This window comes from Planomonospora alba, from assembly GCF_039534085.1.
GTDB lineage: Bacteria > Actinomycetota > Actinomycetes > Streptosporangiales > Streptosporangiaceae > Planomonospora_B > Planomonospora_B alba.
Window position 1 is genome coordinate 13,913 of sequence record NZ_BAAAUT010000018.1, and the last position, 24,174, is coordinate 38,086.

Here is a 24,174-nt window from a genome sequence, read left to right on the forward strand (position 1 = left end):
CATGCACGACGTCCTCGGCCCCGACTACGAGCTGACGGTCCTGCCCATGCCGGACGACTACGAGGGCGAGGTCGTCGCCTCCCTCGTACGGCGCCGCGCCGCCGAGCCCACCGGCAGGGCCGTGCTCTACCTGCACGGCTTCACCGACTACTTCTTCCAGACCCACCTGGCCGAGCACTTCGCCGCCCAGGGGATCGACTTCTACGGCCTGGACCTGCGCAAGTACGGCCGCTCGCTGCTGCCGCACCAGACCCGCGGGTTCGTGCGCAGCGTCACCGAGTACTTCCCCGAGATCGACGAGGCGATCCGGATCATCCGCACCGAGCACGGCCACGAGAAGGTGATCCTCAACGCCCACTCCACCGGCGGGCTCGTCGCCGCGCTCTGGGCCGACCGGGTCCGGGGCCGGGGACTGGTGCAGAACCTGGTGCTCAACAGCCCCTTCTTCGACCTGAACGTCCCCGGCCACCTGCGGCTCGCCGCCGACGTGCTGCACCTGCCGCTGTCCCGGCTGCCCGCCCGCACCGTGCTGCCCCTCGGCCTGTCCACCGCGTACGCCGCCAGCCTGCACCGCGACCACCACGGCGAGTGGGACTTCGACCTGAACTGGAAGCCCGTCGGCGGGTTCCCCGTGCACGCCGTCTGGCTCGCGGCGATCCGGCGCGCCCAGAAGCGCCTGCACGCCGGCCTCCGCGTCGACGTGCCGGTCCTGGTGCTCTGCTCGGACAAGGGCCTGCGGCTGCGCGACTTCGCCCCCGAGGCGCGCAGCGCCGACACCGTGCTCGACCCCGAGCAGATCGCCCGCTGGTCGACCCGGGTCGGCGGGCACGTCACCTGCGTCCGGGTGCCCGGCGGCATGCACGACCTGGTGCTCTCCCCGGAGCCCGCGCGCAAGCAGGTCTTCGCCGAGATGGACCGCTGGCTCGCCTGCTACGGCTGACGGCCCGGAGGCCCGCCCCGCGGGGCGGGCCGCCGCCCGCGGACGTCACCAGGGGAACGCGAACAGACCGTAGTAGGCCGCCGCGACCAGCAGCAGCCCGGTGCTGCCCAGCACCCCGGCGACCGCGACGTGCTGCGGACGGCTGGGCTGCCAGCCCTCCCGCAGCGCCGAGACGACGGCCGCGGTGGCCGTCACCTCCTGCAGCAGCATCAGCACCGCCAGGGCCCGGACGACCAGCCACCCGGCGAGGACCGCGGGCCAGGCCCCCGCCTGGTTGACCGAGAACAGCACCAGCAGCGTGATGAACGCCGCCACCGAGGCGAGCAGCCCGGCCCCGGTCCAGGCCATCCGGCGGAACCGGTGCCGGATCGGCGGCCAGAGCCGGGCGTTGGCCTCGGCCTGGGGACGGCCGCCGCGCAGCCGTACCGCCATGGCGGCCACCGGGCCCGCCACGTAGCCGACGGCGGCCAGGCAGAGCGTGAGTCCCAGCACCGTCCCGCTGGCGTACCACGGCGCGGTGGGCAGGTCGCTGGCCTCGTAGCGCTGGACCGGGGTGGCCCCGGCGATGGGCGGCCGCGGCTCGGCGGTCTCCGGCAGGCCCTTGACCCAGTTGGCCAGCGTCTCCAGGTAGCCGGGGGCCAGCGGGCCGCCGTTCACGCGCATGCCGTGGTCGGCCCCGGCCAGGTAGCGGATGGTGTGATCGGGGTTGCCGCCCTCGGTGAGCGCCCGGGTGAGCGTCTGGCTGCTCTCCACGAACGGGATCGACGGGTCGCGCGTGCCGTACAGCGCCAGCACCGGCCGGCGCACCCCGCGCAGCGCCGGCACGCCGTCGTGGCGCAGGAAGTTCATGTCCACCGCGGACATCGCCCGGATGAGCAGCTCGCGCACCCCGCTCGGCGCGCGCAGCCGGTCCAGCTGCTCGCCCAGCGCCCAGCTGACCTGCCTCAGCGGCGAGACGTTCGGCGCGGAGACCAGTACGGCGAAGCCGACGTCCGCGCTGCGGGAGGCCGCGATCGGCACCACCCAGCTGCCCTCGCTGACCCCCCACAACCCGGCGCGGGCCGGATCGACGTCGGGGCGCCCGCGCAGCTCGGCCAGCATGCGCAGCGCGTCGTCGGCGAGCAGCCCGAAGTCGCGGTGGCGGAAGTCGTAGCCCACGGTCCGCTTGTCGTAGACGAGCGTGACGATCCCGGCGCGGGCCAGCCACTCGGCCTGCTCGGTGAACTCCTCCCGCAGCCCGGGCCCCGCCCCCTGCACGAAGACCATGGCCGGGTGCCTGCCCGGGACGCGCGGCGCGCGGACCGTCGCCCGCAGGTCGGTGCCGCGGGCCCGGACGGTGAGCTCCTGCACGGTGATCGGCGCGGTCGCGGAGACGGGCCGCAGCTCGTGGGCCGGCTGGGCGGGCAGGGACCGGAAGGCCGGATCGGCGGTCAGCGGCGACGGGTCGAACGGCGGCGGCAGGACGTAGCCCACCGCAGCCAGGGCCATCATGGCCACACCCGCGGCCACGCCCACCACGCCCCGGCCCACGCGCATGCCGCTCCCCGATGGCCCGTTCACCCGAGTCGTCCACACCGATCATCAACCCTACCCAGAGCGACGGATTCGCGGCATCCCGCGGATATCGGCGGGACCGATGAGGCCCGAGCGGCACCGGATGGCCCCGGGGCCTGTTAGCTTCAGGCGACATGCGGGTGCTGCACACATCGGACTGGCACCTGGGCCGCTCGTTCCACCGGGAGAGCCTCCTGGCGGCCCAGGGTGTCTTCGTCGACCACCTGATCGAGACCGTCCGGAGTGAGCGGGTCGAGGTGGTCGTCGTCTCCGGCGACGTCTACGACCGGGCGCTGCCGCCGGTCGACGCCGTCGACCTGTGCAACGAGGCGCTGCGGCGCCTGGTCGCCGAGGGCGTGCGCACCGTGCTGATCAGCGGGAACCACGACTCGGCCCGCCGCCTCGGTTTCGGCGCCGACCTGATCGACGCCGCGGGCGTGCACCTGCGCACCGACCCGGCCCGGGTCGCCACCCCCGTGGTCGTCGGCGACGTCGCCTTCTACGGCATCCCCTACCTGGAGCCCGAGCTGGTCCGCGAGCCGTGGCAGCTGCCCGAGCGCACCCACACCGCCGCGGTCGGCCACGCCATGTCCCTGATCCGCGCCGACCTGGAACGGCGGGGCACCCGCTCGGTGGTGCTGGCCCACGCGTTCGTGACCGGCGGGCAGGCCAGCGACAGCGAGCGCGACATCAGCGTCGGCGGCGTCGCGCACGTCCCCGTCTCGGCCTTCGACGGCGTCGACTACGCGGCCCTCGGCCACCTGCACGGCCGCCAGCGCATGAGCGAGGCCGTGCGCTACTCCGGCTCCCCGATCGCCTACTCCTTCTCCGAGCTCGGCCAGGTGAAGGGCTCCTGGCTGGTGGACATCGGCCCGGACGGGTTCGCCGGAGCCGAGTTCGCCGAGGCGCCGGTGCCCCGGCGGCTCGGCCGCCTGGTGGGCCGCCTGGACGACCTGCTCACCTCTCCCGAGCACGCCGACCACGAGGACCGCTGGCTCCAGGTGGTCCTGACCGACCCCGTCCGGCCGAAGAGCGCCATGGAGCGGCTGCGGACCCGCTTCCCGCACGCGCTCACCCTCTCCTTCGAACCCGAGGACGCGCCGCAGGAGAGCGCGGCCCGGCCCCGGCTGGCCGGCCGTCCGGAGTTCGAGGTCGTGCTCGACTTCGTCCGCGAGGTGCGCGGCGAGCCCGCCGACGCCGACGAGACCCGGCTGCTCCGGCAGGCCGTCGAGGAGTCCCGCGCCAAGGAGGCGATGGCGTAGATGCGCCCCCACCGTCTGGAGATCACCGCCTTCGGCTCGTTCCCGGGGGAGGAGGCCGTCGACTTCGACGCCCTCACCGAGGCCGGGCTGTTCCTGATCCACGGCTCCACCGGCGCCGGCAAGACCACCGTGCTCGACGCGCTCTGCTTCGCCCTGTACGGCCGGGTGCCCGGCCAGCGCGACAGCGCCCGGAGCCTGCGCTGCGACCACGCCCCGCCGGGCCGGGGGCCGCGCGTCCGGTTGGAGGTCACCGTCCGGGGCCGCCGGCTGCGCGTCACCCGCTCGCCCGCCTGGCAGCGGCCCAAGCAGCGCGGCACCGGCACCACCCTGGAGCAGGCCAAGGTCCTGCTGGAGGAGCTGGCGCCCTCCGGGGAGTGGCGGGGCCTGACGACCCGCATGGACGAGGCCGGCGACCTGATCGGCGGGCTGCTCGGCATGAACCTCGCCCAGTTCTGCCAGGTCGCGATGTTGCCGCAGGGCGACTTCGCCCGCTTCCTGCGCGCCGACGGCGAGGAGCGCCGCAAGGTGCTGGAGAAGCTCTTCTCGGTCAAGGTCTACGCCGCAGCCGAGTCCTGGCTCGCCGAGCGCCGCACCGAGGCCTTCCGCGAGCAGCAGGCGCTGCGCAGGGAGGTCGACTCCGTCGTCGACCGCGTCCAGGAGGCCGCCGGCCCCGAACTGCTCGCCGCCCTCGCCGCGTCCCCGGGGACGGAGGCGGGGACGGCCGCGCTGCCGGAGGCGGATGCGTCCCAGGAGGCGGGGGTGCTCGCCCTTCCGGGGCTGGAGCCTCCTCCGGGAGCGGAGACGGGGGCGCGGGAGGCCCCGCAGGACCCGCAGGCCCCGCAGGACTCGGCGCGGGACGTGGCGGCCTGGATGGAGGAGGACCCCTGGGACTGGGCCGGGGCGCTGGCCGCCCTGGCGGACGAGGCGGCCGGGCGGGCCGCCCGCGCGTGCGCCGAGGGCGGGACGGCCGCGCTGCGGGCCCGCCGCCGGCTGGAGGACGCCGTCGCGCTGGCCGACCGGCGCCGGCGCCACGCCCAGGCCGTCACCCGGAGCCTGGCCCTGGAGGAGAGCGCCGAGGAGCGCGCCGACCTGGAGGCCGCGCTCGCCGAGGCGGCCCGGGCCGACCGGGTCCTCCCGCTGATCCGGGAGGCCGAGCAGCGAGCCGAGACCGCGGCCAAGGCCCGCGACCTGGCCGCCGACGCGATCGGCCGCGCCCTGCCCCTGCTGCGCGGTGCCGTACCCGGCGGTGCCGCGGGCGGCCCGCCGTACGGCGGGCCCGGCGCCCCGGACGGTCCGCCGCCCGCCGACCCCGGTCTGCTGTCCGGCCTGGAACGCGGACGGCGCGAGGAGATCACCCGGCTGGACGGGCTCCGCGCCGAGGAGCCCAGGCTCGGAGTGCTCCGGCGGGAACGCGCGCAGGCGCGGGAGGGGATCGACCGGCTCACCGCGGAGCAGGCCGCGATCGACGCGCGGCTGGAGGTCCTGCCCGGTCTCCGGGACGAGGTGGACGCCCGGCTGGCCGCCGCCCGGCTCGACGCCGCCCGGATCCCCGCCGCGGTGGCGGCCCGGGACGCCGCCGCCCGGCTCGCGGAGCTGGAGACGGAGCTGACCGGGCTCGAAGCGGAGCTGCGCCAGCTGACCGGTCAGGAGGCCGGTCTCGCCGAGCGCCAGCGCGACCTGCCCGCCCGCCTGGAGGAGGCCGCGGCCGCCCTGGAGGCGGCCAGGGGCGAGGCCGCCCGGATCCCGGCCGCGCGGGCCGCCGTCGACCGGGCCGCCGCCGTCCTGGACGCCGTCCGGCGCCGCGACGAGCTGACCGCGCGGCTGGAGGAGGCCTGCGCGGCGGCGGCCGGTGCCGTCGACCGGGACCAGGAGTCCCGCGAGCGGTTCCTCCGGATCCGCCAGGCCCGCATCGACGGCATGGCCGCCGAGCTCGCCGCCCGGCTCGTCCCCGGCACCCCCTGCGTGGTCTGCGGCTCACCCGAGCACCCGGCCCCGGCCGCCCCCGCCGACGCGGCGCCCACCCCCGACGACGAGCAGGCGGCCGAGAGCGCCTGGGAGGCGGCACGGGGACGGCGGCAGGAGGCGGAGAACACCGTCACCGAGCTCGCCTCCCGCCTGGACGCCGTCCGCGCCGACGCCGGAGACCTGACCGCCGAGCAGGCCGCGGCCGCGCTCGCCGCAGCCGAGCGGGAGCAGGCGGCCCTGGCGGAGGCGGCGGCGCGGGAACCGGCCCTCGCCGCCGACGTCGCCCGGATCACCGCCGACCTGGAGCTCGCCCGCACCCGTGCGGGGGAGGTCGCCCGGGCGCTGGCCGACTGCCGCGCCCGGCGGGAGGCCGCCCGGGCCGAGCGGGCCCGGCTGACCGCCCGCCTCCTCACCGCCGGGGACGCCGCCGGGGACGCCCGGCGGGATCCCGCCGGGCGGGCCGCCACGGGCGGGACCGCCGCCGGGGAGCGTGCGGAACACGACGGCGCGGACCGGGCCGCGCGGGAGCTGCGCCGGGCGGAGCAGGTGCTGCAGGCGCTGCGCGCCTCCGCCGGGACCGTGCCCGCCCTGGAGGCCGAGGCCGCCGACCTCGCCGCGGAGCTGGAGCGGATCCGGGAGCGCTCCCGGGAGATCGCGGTGGAGCTGGCGGCCTGCCGGACGAGAGCCGACGCCCTCACCGCCGACATCGACCTGCTGGCCGCGCGCCTGGACGAGGCGAGGGGCGCCGACCCCACGCTGGCCGACCGGCTGGAGCGGCTGGCCGACGAGGCCGACCTGCTCCGCAAGGCCGTCGAGGCCGTGCAGCGGGAGCAGGCCGCGCAGGCCGAGCTGGAGGCGGCCCGGGCGCGGGCCGCCGCCGCGGTCGCCGAGGAGGGCTTCCGCGGGATCGAGGACGCCCGCGCGGCGGTCCGCTCCGCCGCCGAGCAGGAGGACAAGGCCGGACGGCTCCGCGCGCTCGATCGGGAGCGGGCCGCCGTCGACGCCCAGCTCGCCGACCCGGAGCTGGTGGCCGCCGCGGCGGAGCCCGAACCCGACCTGGCCGCCCTGGAGGCCGCCCGGGACGAGGCCGAGGCCGCGCACGCCGCGCTGCTGTCGGCCCGGGACCGGGCCGAGCGCCGCCGCGACCGGCTGGCCGCGCTCCGCGCCGAGCTGGCCGGGCGCCTGGACGAGTGGCGGCCCGCCGCCGAGCGGCACCGCCTCGCCGACCGGCTCGCCGCGCTGGCCGGCGGGAACTCCTCCGACAACCGGTGGAGCATGCGGCTGTCGTCCTACGTCCTGGGCGAGCGGCTCCGCCAGGTGGTCGCCTCGGCCAACGAGCGCCTGGACCACATGTCGGGCGGGCGCTACCTGCTGGAGCACGACCTGCGGCGGGCCGCGGGCGACCGGAGCCGTTCGGGCGGCGGGCTCGGCCTGCGGGTCCTCGACGGCTGGACCGGGGTGGACCGCGACCCGGCGACGCTGTCCGGCGGCGAGAGCTTCATCACCTCCCTGGCCCTCGCCCTCGGCCTGGCCGACGTCGTCACCGCCGAGGCCGGGGGAGCGGAGCTCGGCACGCTCTTCGTCGACGAGGGCTTCGGCACCCTCGACGAGGACACCCTCGACGGCGTGCTCGACATCCTGGACGGCCTGCGCGACGGCGGCCGGGCCGTCGGCATCGTCAGCCACGTCGGCGAGCTGCGTACCCGCATCCCCGCCCGGCTGCACATCCGCAAGGAGCGCCACGGTTCGACGATCCACCAGTAGGCGCCCGCCCGGCACGGGCCCGCCTCCGCGGAAACCGGCCGGGCGGCCTGCCGGATCAGCCGCCGGGCCGGGGCCCAGGGCGGCGCGTCGCCAGGAGGTGGCGGACCAGGGCGAGTACGGCGAGCAGCGCGACGAACGCGCACACGCCATGCCACCCGGCCTGGCTCCAGGCGCGCGTCCCGAGCCAGGAACCCGCGCTGCCGCCCAGATAGGCGCAGGTCATGTAGGCGGTGTTGAGCCTGCTGCGGGCGTCGGGCCGCAGGGCGTAGACGCGGGCCTGGTTGGCGACCATGCCGCACTGCATCGCGACGTCGAGCAGCACGGTACCGAGGGCCAGGGCGGCCAGGCCCGCCGCGCCCCCCTGGGAGCCCGCGGCGAGGACCGCGGCCGCGAGGAGGACCCCGACCATGCAGACGAGGTTCACCGGGTCGGGTCCCCGGCGGTCGACCAGGCGGCCGGCGAAGGGCGTGCAGACCATGGTCACCGCGCCGCCGGCCAGCGCGAGCATCCCCACGGCCTGGCCGCCCAGGCCGTGGGCCGGACCGGCGAGCAGGAGCGCCAGGCAGGTCCAGACGGCCGAGAAGCCGGCGAAGACGCTCGCCTGGTAGAGGCAGGACCGGCGCAGCTGCGGCTCGGCGCGCAGCAGGCGCAGCGGTTCGGCCAGGAGCGTCGCATACCTCTGGCGGGAGGGGGCGGCCGTGGCCGGCAGCGTGACGGCCAGGCCCGCAGCCAGGAGCAGGGCCAGCACCGCCGCCACCAGGTAGGGGACCCGCCAGCCCAGCCACTCGCCGAGCGACCCGCTGAATGCCCGGGCCAGCAGCATGCCGCCGGTCGAGCCGCTCAGCAGGATGCCGATCACGGCTCCGCGGCGGTCGGCGGCCACGAGGCCGGCCGCCATCGGGCCGGCGATCGGCGCGACCACCGTGGCCAGGCCGGCCAGGGCGCCGGCGGCCGCCAGGGGCGGCAGCGCCGGCGCGCAGCCCGCGGCCAGCAGGGACAGCCCGGTGACGACGAGCAGGGTGACGAGGAGCGGGCGGTGCGGGAGCCGGTCGCCGAGCGGCACCAGCAGAACGATCCCGGCCGTGTAGCCCGCCTGGGCGGCGGTCACCACCAGGGCGCCCGTGTCGGGGGAGACGTTCAGCCCGGCGGCGACCAGCGGGCTGATCGCCTGCGGGAAGTAGACGTTGCCCACGGCCACCGCGCAGGTGACCGCCAGGATCGCGACGACGCGGCGGCCCGCCTCCGGCTCCTCCGGGGGGCCGGCGGGGACGGCCGCGCGCCGCGTACGGGGTGCGGATGCCATGGAGGAAGTCCACGGCCCCGGCGGCCCACCGCCAATCGATGTAGCGTATGACTTAATGATCACTTTCGTGCTCGGCGTCGAGGACCTCGCGGACACGCGGTTCGCCCTCTCGCCCCTGAACGAGACCGTGCTCAGCCTGCGGGTGCTGCGCGACCCGGGCCTGTCCGCGCTGCACCTGCCGTGGCGCAGGTCCGTTCTCGGCAGGCTCGGCGCGCTCGACACGGGACTGCTGATGTCCCTGGTCGCGCGGAGGCTCACGCTCCCCGACTTCCTGACCCCGAGGCCGGTGCGCTTCGCCGCGGACTTCGACGAGGAACTGGCCGTCGTCCGCCGGACCCGTCCGGACGTGGTCCGCCGCGACCTGCTGGACACCCACGCCCCGGACCCGCTCCCCGACGCCCTGCGCGACGCCGCCGCGGCCGGCGACGCGCCCGTCGCCAGGCTCCGCGACACCGTCTGCGACCTCCTCCGGCGGTACTGGGAGATCGCCGTCGAGCCGCTGTGGCCGCAGCTGCGCCTGGTGCTGGAGGCCGACATGACCTACCGCGCGCGCCAGCTGGCGGTCGGGGGCGCCCGCCTGCTCTTCGCCGGCATGCACCCGGACCTGCGGTGGCGCGACGGCGTGCTGCACATCGACAAAATGATCAGCAGGCACCGCGTCGAGGCGGCCGGCCGGGGGCTGCTCCTCGTGCCCTCGGTCTTCGCCCACAAGCCCGCGCCCCCGCTCAGCCCGCAGGAGCCGCCGTCGCTGGTCTACCCGAGCCGCGGGGTGGCGACGCTGTGGGCCCCCGCCCCGGCCCCGGACGCGTCCGCTCTGGCCGCGCTGCTCGGCGCCCCCAGGGCGCGGCTGCTCGGCCTCCTGGAGGAGCCGCTGCCCACCGTGGAACTCGCGCGCCGCCTGCGGGTCACGCCGAGCGCGGTCTCCCAGCACCTGCGCGTGCTGCACGCCACGGGCCTGGTCACCCGGGCGCGCGACGGGCGGCAGGTCCTGTACCGGCGCAGCTCCCTGGGCGACCGGCTGGCCGGCGGCACCGCGGCCCGCTGAACGCGCCCGGCCGGCGGCACCGCGGCCCGGTGAACGCGCCCCGCCGGCGGTCCCGCACGGGTTCCCGGTGCGGCTGCCGTGCCACCCGGCGGCCGTCGCCGCCGGAGCGCTCCTGGCCGCCTGGGGCGGCAGGAGGACCGGGCGGAGCGGGCGCGGCGGTCAGTAACCCCGGGTGCGGCGGGCGGCCGGGCGGCGGATCCGCCTGGCCACCTCGGTGCCGCCGGCGGCGCGCAGGATCTCCGCGCCCAGCATGACCCCGGCGCCCAGCGCCAGGGCGGTCGACAGCGCCTGCAGCAGGCTCACCAGGCCCGTGTCGGTGTGGCCGAGGCTGATCTCCAGCATGGCGCGGTACAGGGCCGTGCCGGGCAGCAGCGGGCAGATGGCGGGGACGGTGAGCACCAGCGCGGGCACCCGGGCACGCCGGGCGTAGGCGGTGCCCAGCAGGCCGACCGCCGCCGCCGACAGGGCCGTGGCCAGCACGACCGGGACCTGCCAGTACGTGGTGAGCTCCACGAAGACCGTCCAGATCAGCGCGCCGCCGACCCCCGTCTGCAGCAGGTGGCGGGGCGGCACGAGCAGCGCGACGGCGAACGCCAGCGTCACCCCGACGGCCCCCAGGAGCTGCTCCGGCCGCAGCGAGAGCGGGGCGACGGGCACGTTCTCCACGCTCAGCGGCACGCCGAGGCGGACCGCGAGGTACAGGGCGAGGCCGATCCCGCAGATCACCGCGGTGACGGTGAAGAAGACCTCGAACAGCCGGCCGGTCGCCGTCACGTACTCCCCGGCGATGCCGTCCTGCACGCAGGCCACCATCAGGCGGCCGGGCAGCAGCGCGATCACCGCGCCGACCACCGCCGCCGACGCCTGGACCGGCGCGTCGATCCAGATCAGCAGGACCGCGACCAGCGAGCCGAGCGTCGCGGCGACCGTGAGCTGGAAGAACTCCGCCACGCCCCGCCGGGCCAGCCAGGCGCTCGCCCGCTCGCCCAGCACGGTGGCGACGAACGCGGCCGCCGCCACCAGCGGGCCGCCGCCGACCAGGATGCTCGCCGACGAGGCGATCAGCGCGAGCGACGCGACCAGCAGCCAGTTCGGGTAGACCGGAACCCGCCGGGTGATCCGCCGCAGCCGCGAGCGCGCCTCGCCGAGCGGGACCGACCCGGCGACGACCTCCCCGACCAGGTCGTGGACCGCGATCAGCCGGTCGTAGTCGGGCAGGCGGCGCCGTACCCGCCGCTCGGCCGTGACGGGGGCGCCGCCGTCGGCGGGCACGTAGGACAGCGTGATGGCCGACAGGTTGACGTCGGCCTCGCAGTGCCGCACCCCGTAGGCGTCGGTGACCCCGCGCATCGTCGCGGAGACGATCTCGGTGGCCTCCCCGCTGCCCAGCAGGAGTTCGCCGACCCGCAGCGCCAGGGCCATCGCGCGGTAGACGTCGGGCTCGACGGCCTCCTGGCCCGGTGGCGAGGCCGGCACCCGCTGATCCCTTCCGAGACGGAACTCCTCCACGAGGTTAACGGCTCACCGCCGCCGCGAGCGCGCGCACGCGCCCGGCGTGCCGGTCGTGGCCGACCACCACCGGCGGCTCGTTGTACGGCATGGCGTCGGAGGAGCGGCGCAGCTTGACGTACTGCCCGCAGGCGTCCACCGCGTAGGGCTCCATGTCGTCCTGGAGGGCCCCGATCACCGTGATCCCGTAGGTCTCGCCGATCCGCCGGAACAGCGCCACGGCCTCGCGCCGGTGCTCCTTGCCGAGGTTGCGGCCCAGCTCGTCCAGGACCAGGCACAGGTGCCCGCCGCCGGAGGAGGCGATCGCCGCCGCGCAGACCAGCTTCACGGCCTTCTCGTCCATCAGCGCGGTGTTGGCCCGCCGGTTGTACGGCACGAAGGGCTGCCCCTCGCCCCGGCGCCACTTGGGCGTCACCCGCCAGGCCCAGCGCTGCTCCGGGTCCGCGGGGGCGGCCGGGACCGGGAACTCCAGCGTCGCGCCGTACCCGCCGTAGGCGGTGTCCAGCTTGTCGAACTCCTCGGCCACCCGGGCCAGCCGCGCCTTGATCGCCGCGGTCAGCGCCGCCCGGTGCACGGCGGTGGACTGGGCGGCCTCCTCGGCGCCCTTGGCCGCGGCCGTCAGGTCGCGCTGCCGGGTGGCGAGCTGGGTCTCGATCTGGCGGCGCTGGTGCCGCTCGTACTCCTCCTGGCCGCGCAGGTAGGACGCGAGCGCCGCGCACACGCCGGGGAACGTCGCCTGCTCCCGCGCGCTGCGGCCGGCGCCGGGCTCGGTCCGCTGCCGGATCAGGAACAGCAGCTCCTCGGGCATCTCGGCGTCCTCGCCGGGGAAGGTGTCGCGCAGCGCCTCGTCCAGGCGGCGCTCGGCCGCCCGCCACCACTCCTCGGCGGTCAGCGGGCGCTCGGCCTCGGGCAGCGCCCGCAGCCACTCGTGCGCGTCCTCGGCGGTGCCGCCCCACTCGCGGACCAGCTCCGCGAGGCCGAGCGCCTCGCGCTCGGCCCCGACCGCGGCGGCCTGCGCGGCGGCCTGGTCGCGTTCGGCCTCGTGGCGGGCGCGCAGGCCCTCCAGCCGCTCGATCTCCATGTTCCTGGTCCGGGAGCGGAAGTCCAGCGTGCTCGCCCGCCGCTCGGCCTCCGTCACGGCGGGCGCGAGCCGGGCCAGCGCCTCGGTCAGCCCGGTCAGCCGGTCGCGCCGCTCGGCGAGCAGCCGCTCGACCTCGGCCAGCTGCACGGCCGCCCGGGCGCCCTCCAGCCGCCGGCCGGCCACGGCCCGCCCGTCCTCGGCGGCCCGCACCGCCTCGGCCGCCGTCTCCTGCAGGTCGCGCGCCCGGTGCAGGCGCAGCTCGGCGGCTTTGATGCGGGCCTCCCGGCCGGTGGCGACCGCCTCGAAGGAGCCCACCACGGTGACACCGGCCGAGCTGACCAGCACCGACCCCGGCAGCGCGGCCAGCGCCCGGGCCGCGGCCTCCAGGTCGCCGGCGTCCACGACGACCGCGTGCTCCTGCGGCCAGCCCCGCAGCCCCGTCACGGCCGCCGGCCCCGCCGCGCCGCCGCCCGCGCCGGTCCCGCCCTCCGCCGGGCCTCCGTCCGCGGCGGGCCCGCCGTCCCGGGCGTGCTCGGCCACGTCGATCGCGTCGAGCAGGCCGGTCGCGCCCACCCCGGCCTCGGCGAGCGCCCGGAGCTGGGCGGCGGCCGGGCCGCCCTCGGCGTCGTCCAGCGCGGACCGCGCGTCGGCCACCTCGCGGTCGGCCACGCCCAGCGCCTTCAGCGCCTCGCTCAGCCGGGTCCTGGCCTGCGCCAGCTCGCGCTCGGCGGCCGGCACGTCGCGGCCGTCGGCCAGCCGTCGCCGCTCCTCCAGCCCGGGGATGCGGCCGCGCAGCTCGTCGGCGGAGTTCTCCGCGACCGCCCGGTCGGCGTCCAGCCGCGCCGCGCGGGCCTGCAGCGCGGCCAGTTCGGCGCGGGCCTCGGCCAGGCCGCGGTCCAGCGTGTCGTCCTTCAGCGTGGCGATCTCCGCCCGGACGGCCTCGGCCTCCTCGGCCGCCCGCTCGCCCGCCCGGTGGAGCCGCTCCAGGGCGGCGGCGAGCTCCTCGTCGCGCGCCGCCGCGTCGGCGAGCCTGCGCGCCAGCCGCCCTCGCCAGCAGCGCAGCGCGTCCGCCAGCCGTACTCTGGCCCGGTCGCGCCGGTCGAAGGCCGACAGCAGCGTCCGCGACTCCGCCTCGAACTCCTTGAGCATCTCCATCGCCCGCTGGGCCCGCACCCGCTTGGCGTGCTCGTCGCGCCGGGCCTCGCGCTCCTGGTCGAGCTCGGCGTCCAGCCCGGTCAGCGCGGCGATCGCCTCGAAGACCCGCTCGGGGGAGATCTCGTTGAGCGGCTGGGAGAGCAGGTTCGTGGCGACCTTGCTCCGCACCGAGGTGGACAGGAACGACACGCACCGCACCCGGTCGCCGTAGAGGAACCTCGTCAGGTCGCGCGCGACCACGTCGCGCCGGCCGGCCGAGCGCGGCAGGCCCGCCCACACCTCGTCGGCCCGGGCCACCCGCTCCGCCTCCGAGGCGCCGGCGGCCACGCGCACCCCGCGCGTCCAGCGGACCTCCAGGTGCGGCGCCTCCTGGTTGACCCGCAGCCACACCGTCACCGCGTCGGGCAGCCCCTCCTCCCAGACCCTGGGGTGGTCGAAGACGCCCACGATGTAGCCGTGGTCGGCGCTGGCCCAGGTCCGGCCGCCGCCCCCGGCCGCGAGCTCGGCGTTGAACAGCAGCTCCGCGACCGACCGGGCGCCGGAGGCGAAGCGCCACTGCTCGTCGCCGAGCAGCGCCGTGATCATCGCGATGAACGACGACTTGCCCGCGCCGTTGGAGTCCTTCGGGCCCGCGCCGGCGACCACGACGAGGGTGCCCGGGACGATCGGGACCGGGTGGGTCGACAGGCGGGAGATGTTGACGGCCTGCACGGCGATCAGCACGCGGTCGCCGACCACGTCGGTGTCCGGTCCCGCCGCCCGGATCTCCATCGGCACCAGGCTCGGCTGCTCGGCCAACCTCGTCGTTCCTTTCCTGTCCTCGTGTGCTCGGCCGGGACCGGCACCTCGCCGGTCCCGGGTCCGGACGGCCCGCGCCCGCGGGCCGTCCGGAGACGCGCCGCGACGGCGGGGCCGTCCGGAGACATGCTGCGACCTCGGGGCCGCCGGGGCGGCCCGCGGTCCCGGGCCCCCGCCGGACCCATCGGGCCCGCCCGCCGGACCCCTCGGGCGCGGCCCGCCGGGCGCGCATGCGTGCGTGCGGCTAGTCCTCGGCCGGCTCGCGGAGCGGGCCCCGGCTGCGCCTGGCGCGCACGGCCGCCGCCAGCGGCGTGTGCGGCCCCGCGGCGAGGATCAGCTCCTCCTGCAGGCGCCGCCTGGCCGCCGGGGTCAGCCGGTGGAACTGCGGGCCCGGCACGTAGCCGCCCGCCTCCTCGCCGGACTTCACCTGGGCGACCAGCCCGGCGTGGCGCAGGGTCCGCAGCGCGGCCTCCAGCTCGCCGATCGGCAGCCGGGTGTGCCTCCGCAGCTCCTCCGTCTGCGCGGGGAACGGCGACAGCCAGCTGTCGGCCGGCAGCAGCCCCTCGGCCCGGGGGATCGCCACGGAGTGCACCAGCACCAGCACCAGCACGGCCCGCTCGGCCTCGCCCAGGGGCGCGCCCGCCGCGGCGCCGCCGGGGCCGCCGGGATCGTCGGCGTAGCCGGAGGTCCACGCCTGCCCGGCGGAGACCAGGACCCGGCCCCTGCGCCGGAGCATCTCCGCCAGCACCCGGCGGAGCACCGGGTCGCGCAGCGCCGGGAAGCGCGCCTCGTGCACCGGCTCGGCCGCGTGCTCCACCGCCATGAACGCGGCCACGAGCTCCGAGCGGCGGCGCTCGTCGAACGGGCCGAGCAGGTCCTCGTCCACGCCCTCGGGGAACTCGACGCCCGCGCCCTCCTGATGGCCGGCCTCCGCGGCCACGGGCAGCACGCCGGGTGCGGCCCGCTCCTCGCCCGGACCGGGCAGGCGGCGCACCAGCTCGCGCAGCTGCGCGTGGGAGGCGGCGGGCCAGGCGGCGCACCGGGGGCCGAGCCGCACGGTGCCGTCGGCCACCACCAGCCAGGCCGAGTCGTGCAGGCGGCGCAGCGCGCCCACCGCCCAGTTGCGCATGAGGTCGTCGGAGCGGCCGATCAGCGCCCGGTAGGCCGCCAGCACGTCGTCCACCGGTGCGGGCGATCCGGGCCACGGGTCGGCGGCCAGGTCGGTCCAGCAGCACTTCAGCGCCGCGGCCAGCACCCGCCGGGTCTCCCCGGAGCGTTCCACCGCCACCGGCGCCACCTGGTATTCGGCCAGGAGCGAGGGGGTCGCCCCGTCCGGCCAGACGGGCAGCGCGAGGCCGGTGCCGTCGCCGCGGCCCAGCCGCGCCATGCCCCACGGCGCGGGCTCGCCGGGCCCCAGCGGGATCGGGCCGGCCGACCGGGCCCGCACGTGCGCCGCGCCGGCGCCGGGGGCGGCGGCCTCAGCCGTCATGCCCGGTCCTCTCCAGCACGCCGTGCGAGACCCAGGAGGGCTCGGCGCCGGGGGCCGCGGTCAGGCCGTCGGACCAGCGCAGCCGGTAGGGCGACTCGGGCCGCAGGTCGATCGAGACGAGGTCGGCGAGCAGGCGGCGGACGGAGACCCACTCGCCGTCGGCGGTGAGCAGCTCCTCCAGCCGCGCCGAGGAGCGTCCGCGCAGCGCGGTCTCGGCGACGGAGGTCAGGCGTTCGAGGTCGCCGGAGTCCGGCTCGTAGGAGTCGGCCGGACCGGGGTCGGGCAGGTCGGGGCGGGGCGGGGCGGGCTGGACCGGCGCGGGGCGCGGGCTCTCGTCGACCGCCCGGACGATCGCCGCCGGGTCGTGCCAGGGGGCCGGGGCGTCGAAGACGAAGCCGTCGAGCACCGCGGCCAGGCGCTCCTTCCCGGCGGTCCGGGCGAACGTCCGCCAGGTCTCGGCGGGCAGCAGCGTGAGGTTCCGCGTCGTGCCCGCGGAGTCGGCGAGCCGCCCGGCGGCGCGGCGGGAGGCGTCGCTGTAGGCGTAGATCGCCGCGCGCAGCTCGGTGCAGGTGCGGTCGAGGTCGGGCCAGCGGGTCAGGATCGTGGCGTGCAGGCTCTGCGCCCGCTGGGCGATCTCCTCGGTGCCCCAGAGCTTGGGCGCCTGCTCGCGCAGCTCCTCGATGGTGCCGCCGGTCAGCGTGATCAGCTCCAGCGCCCAGAGCCGGAACGCCCGCGCCAGGTTCTGCGCGCTGGCGCGGGCCTCCTCCATGGTCGTGCGCGGGTCGGCGGCGTTGAGGTCCTCCAGCGCCAGCAGCCGGTGCACCTCGGACTGGCCGCCGTCGTGCAGCATCCGCCGGATGAACATCAGGCCCACCATGCTGGTGAACGACGCCCGGTAGCGGAGCTGGTGGGGCTTGGGGAAGACCTCGCGGATCGCGCCGAGCCCCTTGAGCACCCGCAGGCGGTTCTCGAACATCTCCAGCGGGTAGGCCCGGCAGGCGTGCCGCATCTGCTCGTGGGTCAGCCACTCCTCCCCGGCCTCGGCGAACGCCGCCAGCAGGGTCTCGGCGATGTCGACCAGCACCGGGTCGTCCACCACCGCGCCGCTGTCGCGGGCGAGCGCGGCGAACATCCGGCGGTAGGACGCCAGCACGGCCTCCTCGCCGAGGGCCGAGTCCAACGTGATCTCGTGGTTCGTCTCTGGCACGCGCCCTACCGTACGGCCTGGGCCCGACAATCACGTCCTCCGTGTCCCACAAAACCGCCCACGGCAACGCAGGGCGGGATATATCGCCTGATAGGGCGGCCTGTTCTCGGGAACCGCTCGACGTGCGCCGTTCGATCGGGTCAAATCTGGGTAACGCGGTAGTCGGCCGGTTCCGCTGAGTAGCATGCGGGGCCGGAGGACGACCCGTGCGCCGCCGTTCGAGGGAGACGACGCGTGATAGATGTCCTGATCGCCGAGGACATGCATCTTGTTCGGGGGGCGATGGTCGCCCTGCTCTCGCTGGAGGAGGACATCGAGGTCGTCGGGGAGGTGGGGCGCGGGGACGAGGTGGTCGAGGCGTGCCTGCGCCACCGTCCCGACGTCGCGCTCGTGGACATCGGGCTCCCCGGCGTGGACGGCATCTCCGCGGCGGCGGAGCTGAGCCGCAGGCTGCCCGGCTGCCGGACGGTGATCCTGACCGGTCTCGCCACCCCGGTGGCGCTGCGCCGGGCGATGGACGCCGGCGCGCGCGGATTCATCGTCAAGGACAGCCCGGCCGGACGGCTGGCCGAATGCGTGCGGCGGGTCGCGGCCGGAGAGCAGGTCGTCGACCCCGAGCTGGCCGTCGCCGCGCTCAGCGCCAGGGAGAACCCGCTCACCGGCCGGGAGATGGACGTCCTGAAGGTCGCCGCTGAGGGCGCGCCGGTCGACGAGATCGCCGACCGGCTCTACCTGTCCGGGGGCACCGTCCGCAACTACCTGTCGCGGATCCTGTCCAAGATCGGCGCCCGGACCCGCGTGGAGGCGATCAGGATCGCCAAGCAGGACGGCTGGCTCTGGCCGGACGACGCGAGCGAGATCGGGCTGGTCCGCTACCGCTCGCGCACCTGAGACCGGGCCCGCCGCCCCGTGACGGCGCCCCGTGACGGCGCCCCGTGACGGCGCCCCGTGACGGCGGGCCGGGGCAGGGGCGGGCCAGGGCCGGGGCGGAGGACCCGGCGGCGGCCCGGCCCGCTCCGGGCCGCTACCGCCCCCGCGGCGGGGCCTCCAGCCCGGTGTGCGCGGCGAGGAAGGCGAGCATGTCCGCCGCCAGGGCGGTCGCCCGGTCGGCCGCCCTGGCCCCGTGCCCGACGCCGCTCTCGTGGCGCAGCAGGACCGGCCGCGGGCCCGAGGTGGCGTGCTGCAGCGCCGCGCACATCTTCCGCGCGTGCAGGGGGTCCACCCGGGTGTCGCCGCCGAACGAGGTCAGCAGCGTCGCCGGATAGTCCACGCCCTCGCGGACCCGGTGGTAGGGCGAGTAGCCCAGCAGCCAGCCCAGCTGCTCCGGATCCTCCGCCGAGCCGTACTCCCCGCGCCAGGCCGGGCCCAGGCCGGAGCGCTCGTAGCGCACCATGTCGAGCAGCGGGGCCGAGCACACCGCGGCGGCGAACAGCTCGGGCCGCTGCGTGACCGCGGCCCCGACCAGCAGCCCGCCCCCCGACTCCCCGCAGGCGGCGAGCCGGTCGGGCGCGGTCCAGCCGTCGGCGATCAGCCGCTCCGCGGCCGCGACGAAGTCGTCGACGGCGTTCTGCTTGCGCTCCAGCATGCCGTCGCGGTGCCAGCGGGCGCCCTCCTCGCCGCCGCCGCGCACCTGGGCGAGCACGAAGACGCCCCCGGCCTCCACCCAGGGCAGGACGTAACCGGAGTAGGACGGGCTCAGCGCGCGCCCGAACCCGCCGTAGCCGTACAGGATCGCCGGGCGGGGCCCGCTCCCGGGCCGGGCCAGCACGACCATGCGCACCGGCGTGCCGTCGGCCGAGGCGTAGACGACCTGGCGGGCCGCCAGCTCCGGCACGTCCACGGCGCCGGGCGCGGCGGCCCACGACGTGGTCCGCCCGGTGCGCGCGTCGTAGCGGTGCACGCCGGGCGGCGTGACGCTGTCGGTGTAGGAGAACCAGACCTCGTGGCCGCCCTCGGGGCGCGTGGACATCCGGCCCACCGTGCCGAGCCCGGGCAGCGGCACCCGGCCGATCCGCGCGCCGGTGGCGGGGTCGTGGACCCCGATCTCGCTGATCGCGTGCCGGGTCCGCCCGACGAGGAGCACCGGGCCGCCGGGGAGGCCGGGGCCGTCGAGGAGCGCGAAGTCGCCGGTCACCGCCTCGGGGTCCTCGCCGACCAGCTCCCGCCAGCCCCCGGGGCCCGGGTCGGCCGGGTCGGCGACGCACAGCCGCCCGCGGGGCGCGTCCAGCGTGGTCAGCAGGTACAGGCGGCCGTCCCGGCCGACGGCGGGCACCGTGGCCGCGCCCGTCCCCTCCTGGACCACCCGCAGGTCGGGCCGGTCGGGCGGGGCGGCCGCCAGGTCGGCCAGCCAGACGTCGTTGCCGCCCCCGGCCACCGCCGAGACCACCAGCCAGCGGCCGCCTGGGCCGGAGCCCAGGCCGTAGGAGCGCTCCTCGGCGCGGACCACGACGTCGTCGGCGGCGGCCGTGCCGAGCCGGTGCAGGCACACCCGCCGGTCCCGCACGTAGAAGAACGCCGTGCCGTCCGGCAGCCACACCACCGGGGCGTAGCGGCAGCGGTCGATCGGGCCGTCCACGATCCGCCGGGTGGCGACGTCCATGACCCGCAGCTCCGAGCGCTCGTCCCCGCCCCGGGACACCTGGTAGGCCAGCAGCCGGCCGGACAGGTCGGGCTGCCAGTGGTCGAGGACGGTCAGGCCGGAGGGGTCCAGCGCGCAGGGGTCGACCAGGGCCTCCTCGGCGCCGTCGGGACCGGCGGTGTACAGCACCGGGTGCCGCTGCCCGGCCGTGCCCCGCAGGAAGAACCGGCGCGCTCCGCGCCACAGCGGCGGGGTGACCGTGCCGGCGGCGCCCAGCTCCGCCACCCGGGCGTGCCAGCGGTCGCGGCCGGGCAGCGCGGCGGCGCAGGACCGCCACAGCTCGTCCTGGGCCGCCAGCCACTCCCGGGTCCGCGGGTCGCCGGGATCCTCCAGCCACCGGTACGGGTCCGGTACGGCGTGCCCGTGCAGACGGTCGACGGTCGGCTGCCGTTCGGCGGGGGGATAGATCACGGGGCGGCTCCTGGCGTTCGAGGGGTCGGGACGGCGCCGGGGATCCGCGGGGCGCGGACGGCTCCCGGCCTCCGGGGTGTCAGGCCGCGTGGCCGGGGGGCGCGGGCCGCGGACGGGCGTGCGGGGGGCCCCACCGGCCGGCCAGATCGGCGTAGAGGGGGGAGGAGGAGAGCAGCTCCTCGTGCCGCCCGAGCCGCACGCGCGTGCCGTCCATGACGAGGACGCGCCGGGCGCGCAGGGCCGAGGTCGGCCGGTGGGCGATGACGAGGAGCGTGCCGCCGCGGCGGGCGAACGCCTCCTCGGCGCGGGCCTCGGCCACCGGGTCGAGGTGGCAGGTCGCCTCGTCCAGGATGACGAGGCGCGCCGCGGTCAGGTAGGCCCTGGCCAGCGCGACGAGTTGGCGCTCGCCCGGTGACAGCAGCCCGGCGGAGATCTCGGCGGAGCAGCCGCCGAGCCGCTCCACCAGCCCGGTCAGGCCGAGCGCCGTCACCGCCGCCTCCACCTCCTCCCGCGTGCGGTCGCGGGCGAGGTAGGTCAGGTTCTCCAGCAGCGTGCCCCGGAAGACGTACGCCTCCTGGGGGATGAGCACCCGGTCGGCCGGGTCGGCCCGGTGGGCGGGCACTCCGCCGACGAGGACCTCCCCGGCGCCCGGGCGGAGCACCCCGGCGACGAGCGCGGCCAGCGTGGACTTGCCGATGCCGCTGGGCCCGACCACGGCCACGTGGTCCCCGTCGGGGACGGTCAGGTCGAGGCGGTCGATCACCGGCTCGGCGTGCGGCCCGTAGGCGAACGCCGCGCCGCGCAGCTCGATCCCGCCGTCGGCGGCCCGCAGCCGCGCCTCCGCCGGGAGGGACCGGTGCCCGGGCGCCTGAGCCGTGATGCGGTCGAGTGACACGTGCAGCCGCACGGCGCTCACCCCCAGGCCCTGCACGAGGTTGCCCAGCGCGGGAGCCAGGGACTGCGTCACGTAGGCCAGGGCGCCCAGGACGACCCCGGCGCCCGCGCCCTGGGCCAGCAGCCAGGGGGTGCCGGCGAGGATCAGCAGCACCGGCAGCCAGCCGCCCACCGCCAGCGAGAGCGTGCGGACCGCGGTCACCCGGGCGAGCGCGCGCCCGGCGGCGGCCTGCTCGGCCACCCGCCGCTCCACCGCGGCGGCCGTGCGCTCCTCGGCCGCGCAGGCCGCGATGTCCCGCAGCCCGCCGGCCACGGCCGCGACCGACTCGGCGGTGCGCTCGTCGGCCAGCAGGAATTCCCGCTGCCGCCGGGCCAGCGCCGGAAGCGAGAGCAGGAAGAGGCCGAGCCCGGCCAGGAACGGGGGGAGCACGAGCACCAGCACCTGCGGCATCAGCGTCGTCAGCCCGAGCAGCACGCTCACCGCGGTGAACACGAACGACCGCACGACCGTGACGACCGAGGCCAGGGCGTCGCGGGCCAGCTCCACCTGGAGGTTCGCCCGGGCCACCGCGGCGGTGTCCGGCCTGTGCCCCGAGGCGGCCGAGGCGGCGAGGGCGCCGGCGACCACCTGGCCGAGCAGGTCCTCGCGGAACGGCTCCACGATCGCGGCGACGGCCAGTACGGCCTGCCGCGCGCCGAACGCGGCGACCAGCCAGGCGGCGCCGAGGACCGCCAGCCAGGCCAGGCCCGTGCCCGGCCGCCCGGCGGCGAAGCCGTCGTCGATCGCCCCGGCGAGGGCCAGTCCCACGACGAGCGCGGGCGCGGTCTCGGCGACCGACCACAGGCCGAGCCGGGCCAGCAGGCGCGGATCCCGCAGGAGCGCCCGGCGGACCGGCCGGTTCACGGCGCGCTCACCCGCCCCGACGCCCCCGCCCGCTCCGGCGCGTCCGTCCGCCCCGCCGTCCCGGGTGCGTCCGGCCCCGGTGCGTCCCCCCGCTCCGGCGCGTCCGCCTGCTCCCGCCGCCCGTCCGGGCCGGCCCGCCGTACGTCGAAGACGGCGCGGTAGCCGGGGTCGTCCCACAGCGCCCGGTGCGGGCCGCAGCCGCGGACCCGGCCGTCCTCCAGCCAGATCACCAGATCGGCCGCCGCCGCGGTCGCCGCCCGGTGCGTCACGATCAGCCGGGTGCGGTCGCCCAGCTCGCCGGCGAGCGCCCGGGCCACCCGGCGCTCGGTGACGCTGTCCAGGCTGGAGGTGGCGTCGTCCAGGACGAGCAGCCGCCGGCCGTGCGCGAAGGCGCGGGCGAGGCCCAGCCGCTGCCGCTCCCCGCCGGACATCGGCGCGTCCCGCAGCGGGGTGTCGTATCCCAGGGGGAGCCGCCGGACGAAGTCGTCGGCGCACGCGGCGCGGGCCGCCCCGCGCAGCCGCTCCGCCTCCTGCGGGCCCCCCGCGTCCCCGGCGCCTTCCCGCCCCCGGTACGGCAGGCCGAGCCCGATGGCGTCGGCCACGGTCTCGCCGAGCAGGACGGGGCGCTCGAAGGCGTATCCGACGGCCGCGCCCAGCGCCTCGCGTGACAGCTCCGGCAGCGGGACGCCGTCGAGGAGCACCGTGCCGCGGGACGGGTCCGCCAGGCGGCCGGCGAGGGCGGCGAGGACCGACTTGCCCGCGCCCGAGCGGCCGACCACCGCCACCGCCGACCCGCCGGGCACGACCAGGCCGACACCGGGACCGGCGCCGGACAGGCCGTCGGCGGTGACGTCCCGGAACTCCAGGGTGCCGGGACCGGGGGGCAGGGAGCGGCCGCCGCAGGCCCTGCGCGGCTCCTGTGCCAGCTCGACGATCCGGCCGGCGGCGGCGCGAGCCCGGGCCAGCCGGCCCAGGTGGCCCAGGGCCGGGCCGAGGCCCGCGCCGAGCACCACGTACCGGGCGGCCGAGTACAGGTCGCCCGGGGACAGCTCGCCCGCGGTGAGCAGGAACCCGCCCACGCCGAGCACGGCCACCTCCAGCAGCGGCACCACGACGCCCGCCTGCACGCCGGCGCGGGCGTTGGCCCGCCACATGTCCATGGCGTGCGCGCGCAGCCGGGGGAGCGGGGCCAGCACCCGGGCCCTCTCCTCGGCCAGGGTGCCGGCGGCGCCGATCGTGCGCGCCCCGGCCAGGGCGTCGAGCAGGCGCGCGGTGATGTCGCCCTGCGCCTCCTGGTAGCCGCCGGCGAGGGCGGTGCTCAGGCGCAGGAAGGCCCGCAGCACGAAGACGATGACGACGAGGCCGGCGGCGAGCGTCACCGTCAGCCGGGGGTCGACGAAGGTGAGCGCCACCAGGCCCCCCACCGAGGGGATGACCAGCGCCGCCCCGGTGACGAGGGCTTCCGGGGCACGGCCCGCCTCCTCGGCGTTGACGCCCGCCCTGGTGGCCAGCTCCCCTTCCGGGAAGCGGCGGCCCAGCGCGGGGCCGACGCCCAGCACGTGCCGCACGATCCGCCGGCGCAGCCACTGCGCGGCCTGGGCGCTCCCGGCCCCGGCCGCCCACACGCCCAGGGCGTCGCAGGCCACCATGGCGGCCACGACGGCGGCGCAGACACCCGGCCACGCGCCCCACGCGGGCCCGGCCGCGACGAGGCCGTCGATCGTGCGGCCCAGGACGAGGGGGAGGGCCAGTTCGGCGCACGCGCCGACCACCGAGGCGACCGCCAGGACGGCCGGCCAGGGGCCGCTCCGCCGTACGGTCTGGACGATGAGCCGATCCGCCGGCCGCACCGGTCCCTCCTCCCTGCGTCTCGGGTTCACCTGACGGCCGTGCCCGGGGCGGCCGCAGCGTGCGGGCCGCCCCGGGCACGGCCGACCGGCTAGTGGCAGAGCGCGAGGCTCAGGTTGCTCGGCGCGGCGGAGCCGCAGCTCAGGACGGTCAGCGTGCTGCCGCCGCCACCGCCGTGGTGGCCGCCGCCGGGGGTCTCCAGGGACTGCAGGTCGAGAAGCACCATGGGATCGCTCCAGTTCTGTCGAAACCGTCGAAGGGGGGGACCGCTAGTGGCAGAGTGCGAGGCTCAGGTTGCTCGGCGCGGCGGAGCCGCAGCTCAGGACGGTCAGCGTGCTGCCGCCACCGCCGCCGTGGCCGCCCCCGCCGGGGGCTTCCAGGGACTGGAGGTCGAGAAGTACCATGTC

The 24,174-nt window shown here is 77.6% G+C and carries 16 protein-coding genes; 5 read left to right on the plus strand and 11 right to left on the minus strand.

Annotation, left to right across the window (positions count from 1 at the left end):
• Nucleotide 1: 1 nt before the first annotated feature.
• On the plus strand, nucleotides 2-940 hold the full coding sequence (locus ABD823_RS13000) for an alpha/beta hydrolase (RefSeq protein ID WP_344859182.1): 939 nt from the start codon (nucleotides 2-4) through the stop codon (nucleotides 938-940).
• A 45-nt stretch (nucleotides 941-985) separates the two neighbouring features.
• Here the strand turns inward: ABD823_RS13000 and ABD823_RS13005 are convergent, their stop codons facing one another.
• Nucleotides 986-2,476: an alpha/beta hydrolase family protein gene (locus ABD823_RS13005; protein WP_344859184.1), complete on the minus strand. Its 1,491-nt coding sequence runs from the start codon at nucleotides 2,474-2,476 to the stop codon at nucleotides 986-988.
• 152 nt (nucleotides 2,477-2,628) lie between these two features.
• On the opposite strand from ABD823_RS13005, the gene ABD823_RS13010 reads away from it, so the two are divergent.
• Both ABD823_RS13010 and ABD823_RS13015 read left to right on the plus strand, forming a co-directional pair.
• Nucleotides 2,629-3,756 carry an exonuclease SbcCD subunit D gene (locus ABD823_RS13010; RefSeq protein ID WP_344859185.1) on the plus strand — a complete coding sequence of 376 codons (1,128 nt, stop codon included), beginning with the start codon at nucleotides 2,629-2,631 and terminating at the stop codon, nucleotides 3,754-3,756.
• Complete coding sequence (locus tag ABD823_RS13015) at nucleotides 3,757-7,485, plus strand: AAA family ATPase (protein WP_344859186.1); 3,729 nt, start codon at nucleotides 3,757-3,759, stop codon at nucleotides 7,483-7,485.
• Nucleotides 7,486-7,540: 55 nt separating this feature from the next.
• Here the strand turns inward: ABD823_RS13015 and ABD823_RS13020 are convergent, their stop codons facing one another.
• Nucleotides 7,541-8,788 carry an MFS transporter gene (locus ABD823_RS13020; protein ID WP_344859188.1) on the minus strand — a complete coding sequence of 416 codons (1,248 nt, stop codon included), beginning with the start codon at nucleotides 8,786-8,788 and terminating at the stop codon, nucleotides 7,541-7,543.
• Nucleotides 8,789-8,843: 55 nt separating this feature from the next.
• Between ABD823_RS13020 and ABD823_RS13025 the strand changes: the two genes are divergently transcribed.
• Nucleotides 8,844-9,833 (plus strand): ArsR/SmtB family transcription factor, encoded by a 990-nt coding sequence (locus tag ABD823_RS13025; RefSeq protein WP_344859190.1) that lies wholly within the window; start codon nucleotides 8,844-8,846, stop codon nucleotides 9,831-9,833.
• 159 nt (nucleotides 9,834-9,992) lie between these two features.
• Here the strand turns inward: ABD823_RS13025 and ABD823_RS13030 are convergent, their stop codons facing one another.
• The 4 genes from ABD823_RS13030 to ABD823_RS13045 all read right to left on the minus strand — a co-directional run bounded on the left by ABD823_RS13030 (nucleotide 9,993) and on the right by ABD823_RS13045 (nucleotide 17,072).
• Nucleotides 9,993-11,309: a threonine/serine exporter family protein gene (locus ABD823_RS13030; protein WP_344859192.1), complete on the minus strand. Its 1,317-nt coding sequence runs from the start codon at nucleotides 11,307-11,309 to the stop codon at nucleotides 9,993-9,995.
• A gap of 37 nt (nucleotides 11,310-11,346) precedes the next feature.
• Entirely contained in the window at nucleotides 11,347-14,376 is a 3,030-nt protein-coding gene (locus tag ABD823_RS13035; protein ID WP_344859193.1) for a chromosome partitioning protein ParA, read from the minus strand.
• A gap of 244 nt (nucleotides 14,377-14,620) precedes the next feature.
• On the minus strand, nucleotides 14,621-15,865 hold the full coding sequence (locus tag ABD823_RS13040) for a hypothetical protein (RefSeq protein WP_344859195.1): 1,245 nt from the start codon (nucleotides 15,863-15,865) through the stop codon (nucleotides 14,621-14,623).
• The gene (locus tag ABD823_RS13045; RefSeq protein ID WP_344859198.1) at nucleotides 15,855-17,072 is read right to left on the minus strand and encodes a hypothetical protein; all 1,218 of its coding nucleotides are present in this window, start codon (nucleotides 17,070-17,072) and stop codon (nucleotides 15,855-15,857) included. The genes ABD823_RS13040 and ABD823_RS13045 overlap by 11 nt, the downstream gene beginning before the upstream one ends.
• 234 nt (nucleotides 17,073-17,306) lie before the next feature.
• Between ABD823_RS13045 and ABD823_RS13050 the strand changes: the two genes are divergently transcribed.
• On the plus strand, nucleotides 17,307-17,963 hold the full coding sequence (locus ABD823_RS13050; RefSeq protein WP_344859199.1) for a response regulator transcription factor: 657 nt from the start codon (nucleotides 17,307-17,309) through the stop codon (nucleotides 17,961-17,963).
• A gap of 133 nt (nucleotides 17,964-18,096) precedes the next feature.
• Here ABD823_RS13050 and ABD823_RS13055 read toward each other — a convergent pair whose 3' ends face one another.
• From ABD823_RS13055 to ABD823_RS13075, 5 genes are all read right to left on the minus strand, one after another.
• Complete coding sequence (locus tag ABD823_RS13055) at nucleotides 18,097-20,121, minus strand: prolyl oligopeptidase family serine peptidase (protein ID WP_344859201.1); 2,025 nt, start codon at nucleotides 20,119-20,121, stop codon at nucleotides 18,097-18,099.
• Between the two features lie 79 nt (nucleotides 20,122-20,200).
• Complete coding sequence (locus ABD823_RS13060) at nucleotides 20,201-21,919, minus strand: ATP-binding cassette domain-containing protein (protein WP_344859202.1); 1,719 nt, start codon at nucleotides 21,917-21,919, stop codon at nucleotides 20,201-20,203.
• Nucleotides 21,916-23,769, minus strand: a complete 1,854-nt coding sequence (locus ABD823_RS13065; RefSeq protein ID WP_344859204.1) for an ABC transporter ATP-binding protein — start codon at nucleotides 23,767-23,769, stop codon at nucleotides 21,916-21,918. The genes ABD823_RS13060 and ABD823_RS13065 overlap by 4 nt, the downstream gene beginning before the upstream one ends.
• A gap of 89 nt (nucleotides 23,770-23,858) precedes the next feature.
• Entirely contained in the window at nucleotides 23,859-23,993 is a 135-nt protein-coding gene (locus tag ABD823_RS13070) for a SapB/AmfS family lanthipeptide (RefSeq protein ID WP_344859205.1), read from the minus strand.
• Nucleotides 23,994-24,036: 43 nt separating this feature from the next.
• Nucleotides 24,037-24,171, minus strand: coding sequence for a SapB/AmfS family lanthipeptide (locus ABD823_RS13075; protein WP_344859207.1), 135 nt, complete (start codon nucleotides 24,169-24,171; stop codon nucleotides 24,037-24,039).
• Between the last annotated feature and the right edge of the window lie 3 nt (nucleotides 24,172-24,174).

What these genes read in the sequence shown, in the direction of transcription:
- ABD823_RS13000 (WP_344859182.1), top strand. Translation starts at nt 2, where the DNA reads ATGCACGACGTCCTCGGCCCCGACTACGAGCTGACGGTCCTGCCCATG.
- ABD823_RS13005 (WP_344859184.1), bottom strand. Translation starts at nt 2,476, where the DNA reads ATGCGCGTGGGCCGGGGCGTGGTGGGCGTGGCCGCGGGTGTGGCCATG.
- ABD823_RS13010 (WP_344859185.1), top strand. Translation starts at nt 2,629, where the DNA reads ATGCGGGTGCTGCACACATCGGACTGGCACCTGGGCCGCTCGTTCCAC.
- ABD823_RS13015 (WP_344859186.1), top strand. Translation starts at nt 3,757, where the DNA reads ATGCGCCCCCACCGTCTGGAGATCACCGCCTTCGGCTCGTTCCCGGGG.
- ABD823_RS13020 (WP_344859188.1), bottom strand. Translation starts at nt 8,788, where the DNA reads ATGGCATCCGCACCCCGTACGCGGCGCGCGGCCGTCCCCGCCGGCCCC.
- ABD823_RS13025 (WP_344859190.1), top strand. Translation starts at nt 8,844, where the DNA reads ATGATCACTTTCGTGCTCGGCGTCGAGGACCTCGCGGACACGCGGTTC.
- ABD823_RS13040 (WP_344859195.1), bottom strand. Translation starts at nt 15,865, where the DNA reads ATGACGGCTGAGGCCGCCGCCCCCGGCGCCGGCGCGGCGCACGTGCGG.
- ABD823_RS13070 (WP_344859205.1), bottom strand. Translation starts at nt 23,993, where the DNA reads ATGGTGCTTCTCGACCTGCAGTCCCTGGAGACCCCCGGCGGCGGCCAC.
- ABD823_RS13075 (WP_344859207.1), bottom strand. Translation starts at nt 24,171, where the DNA reads ATGGTACTTCTCGACCTCCAGTCCCTGGAAGCCCCCGGCGGGGGCGGC.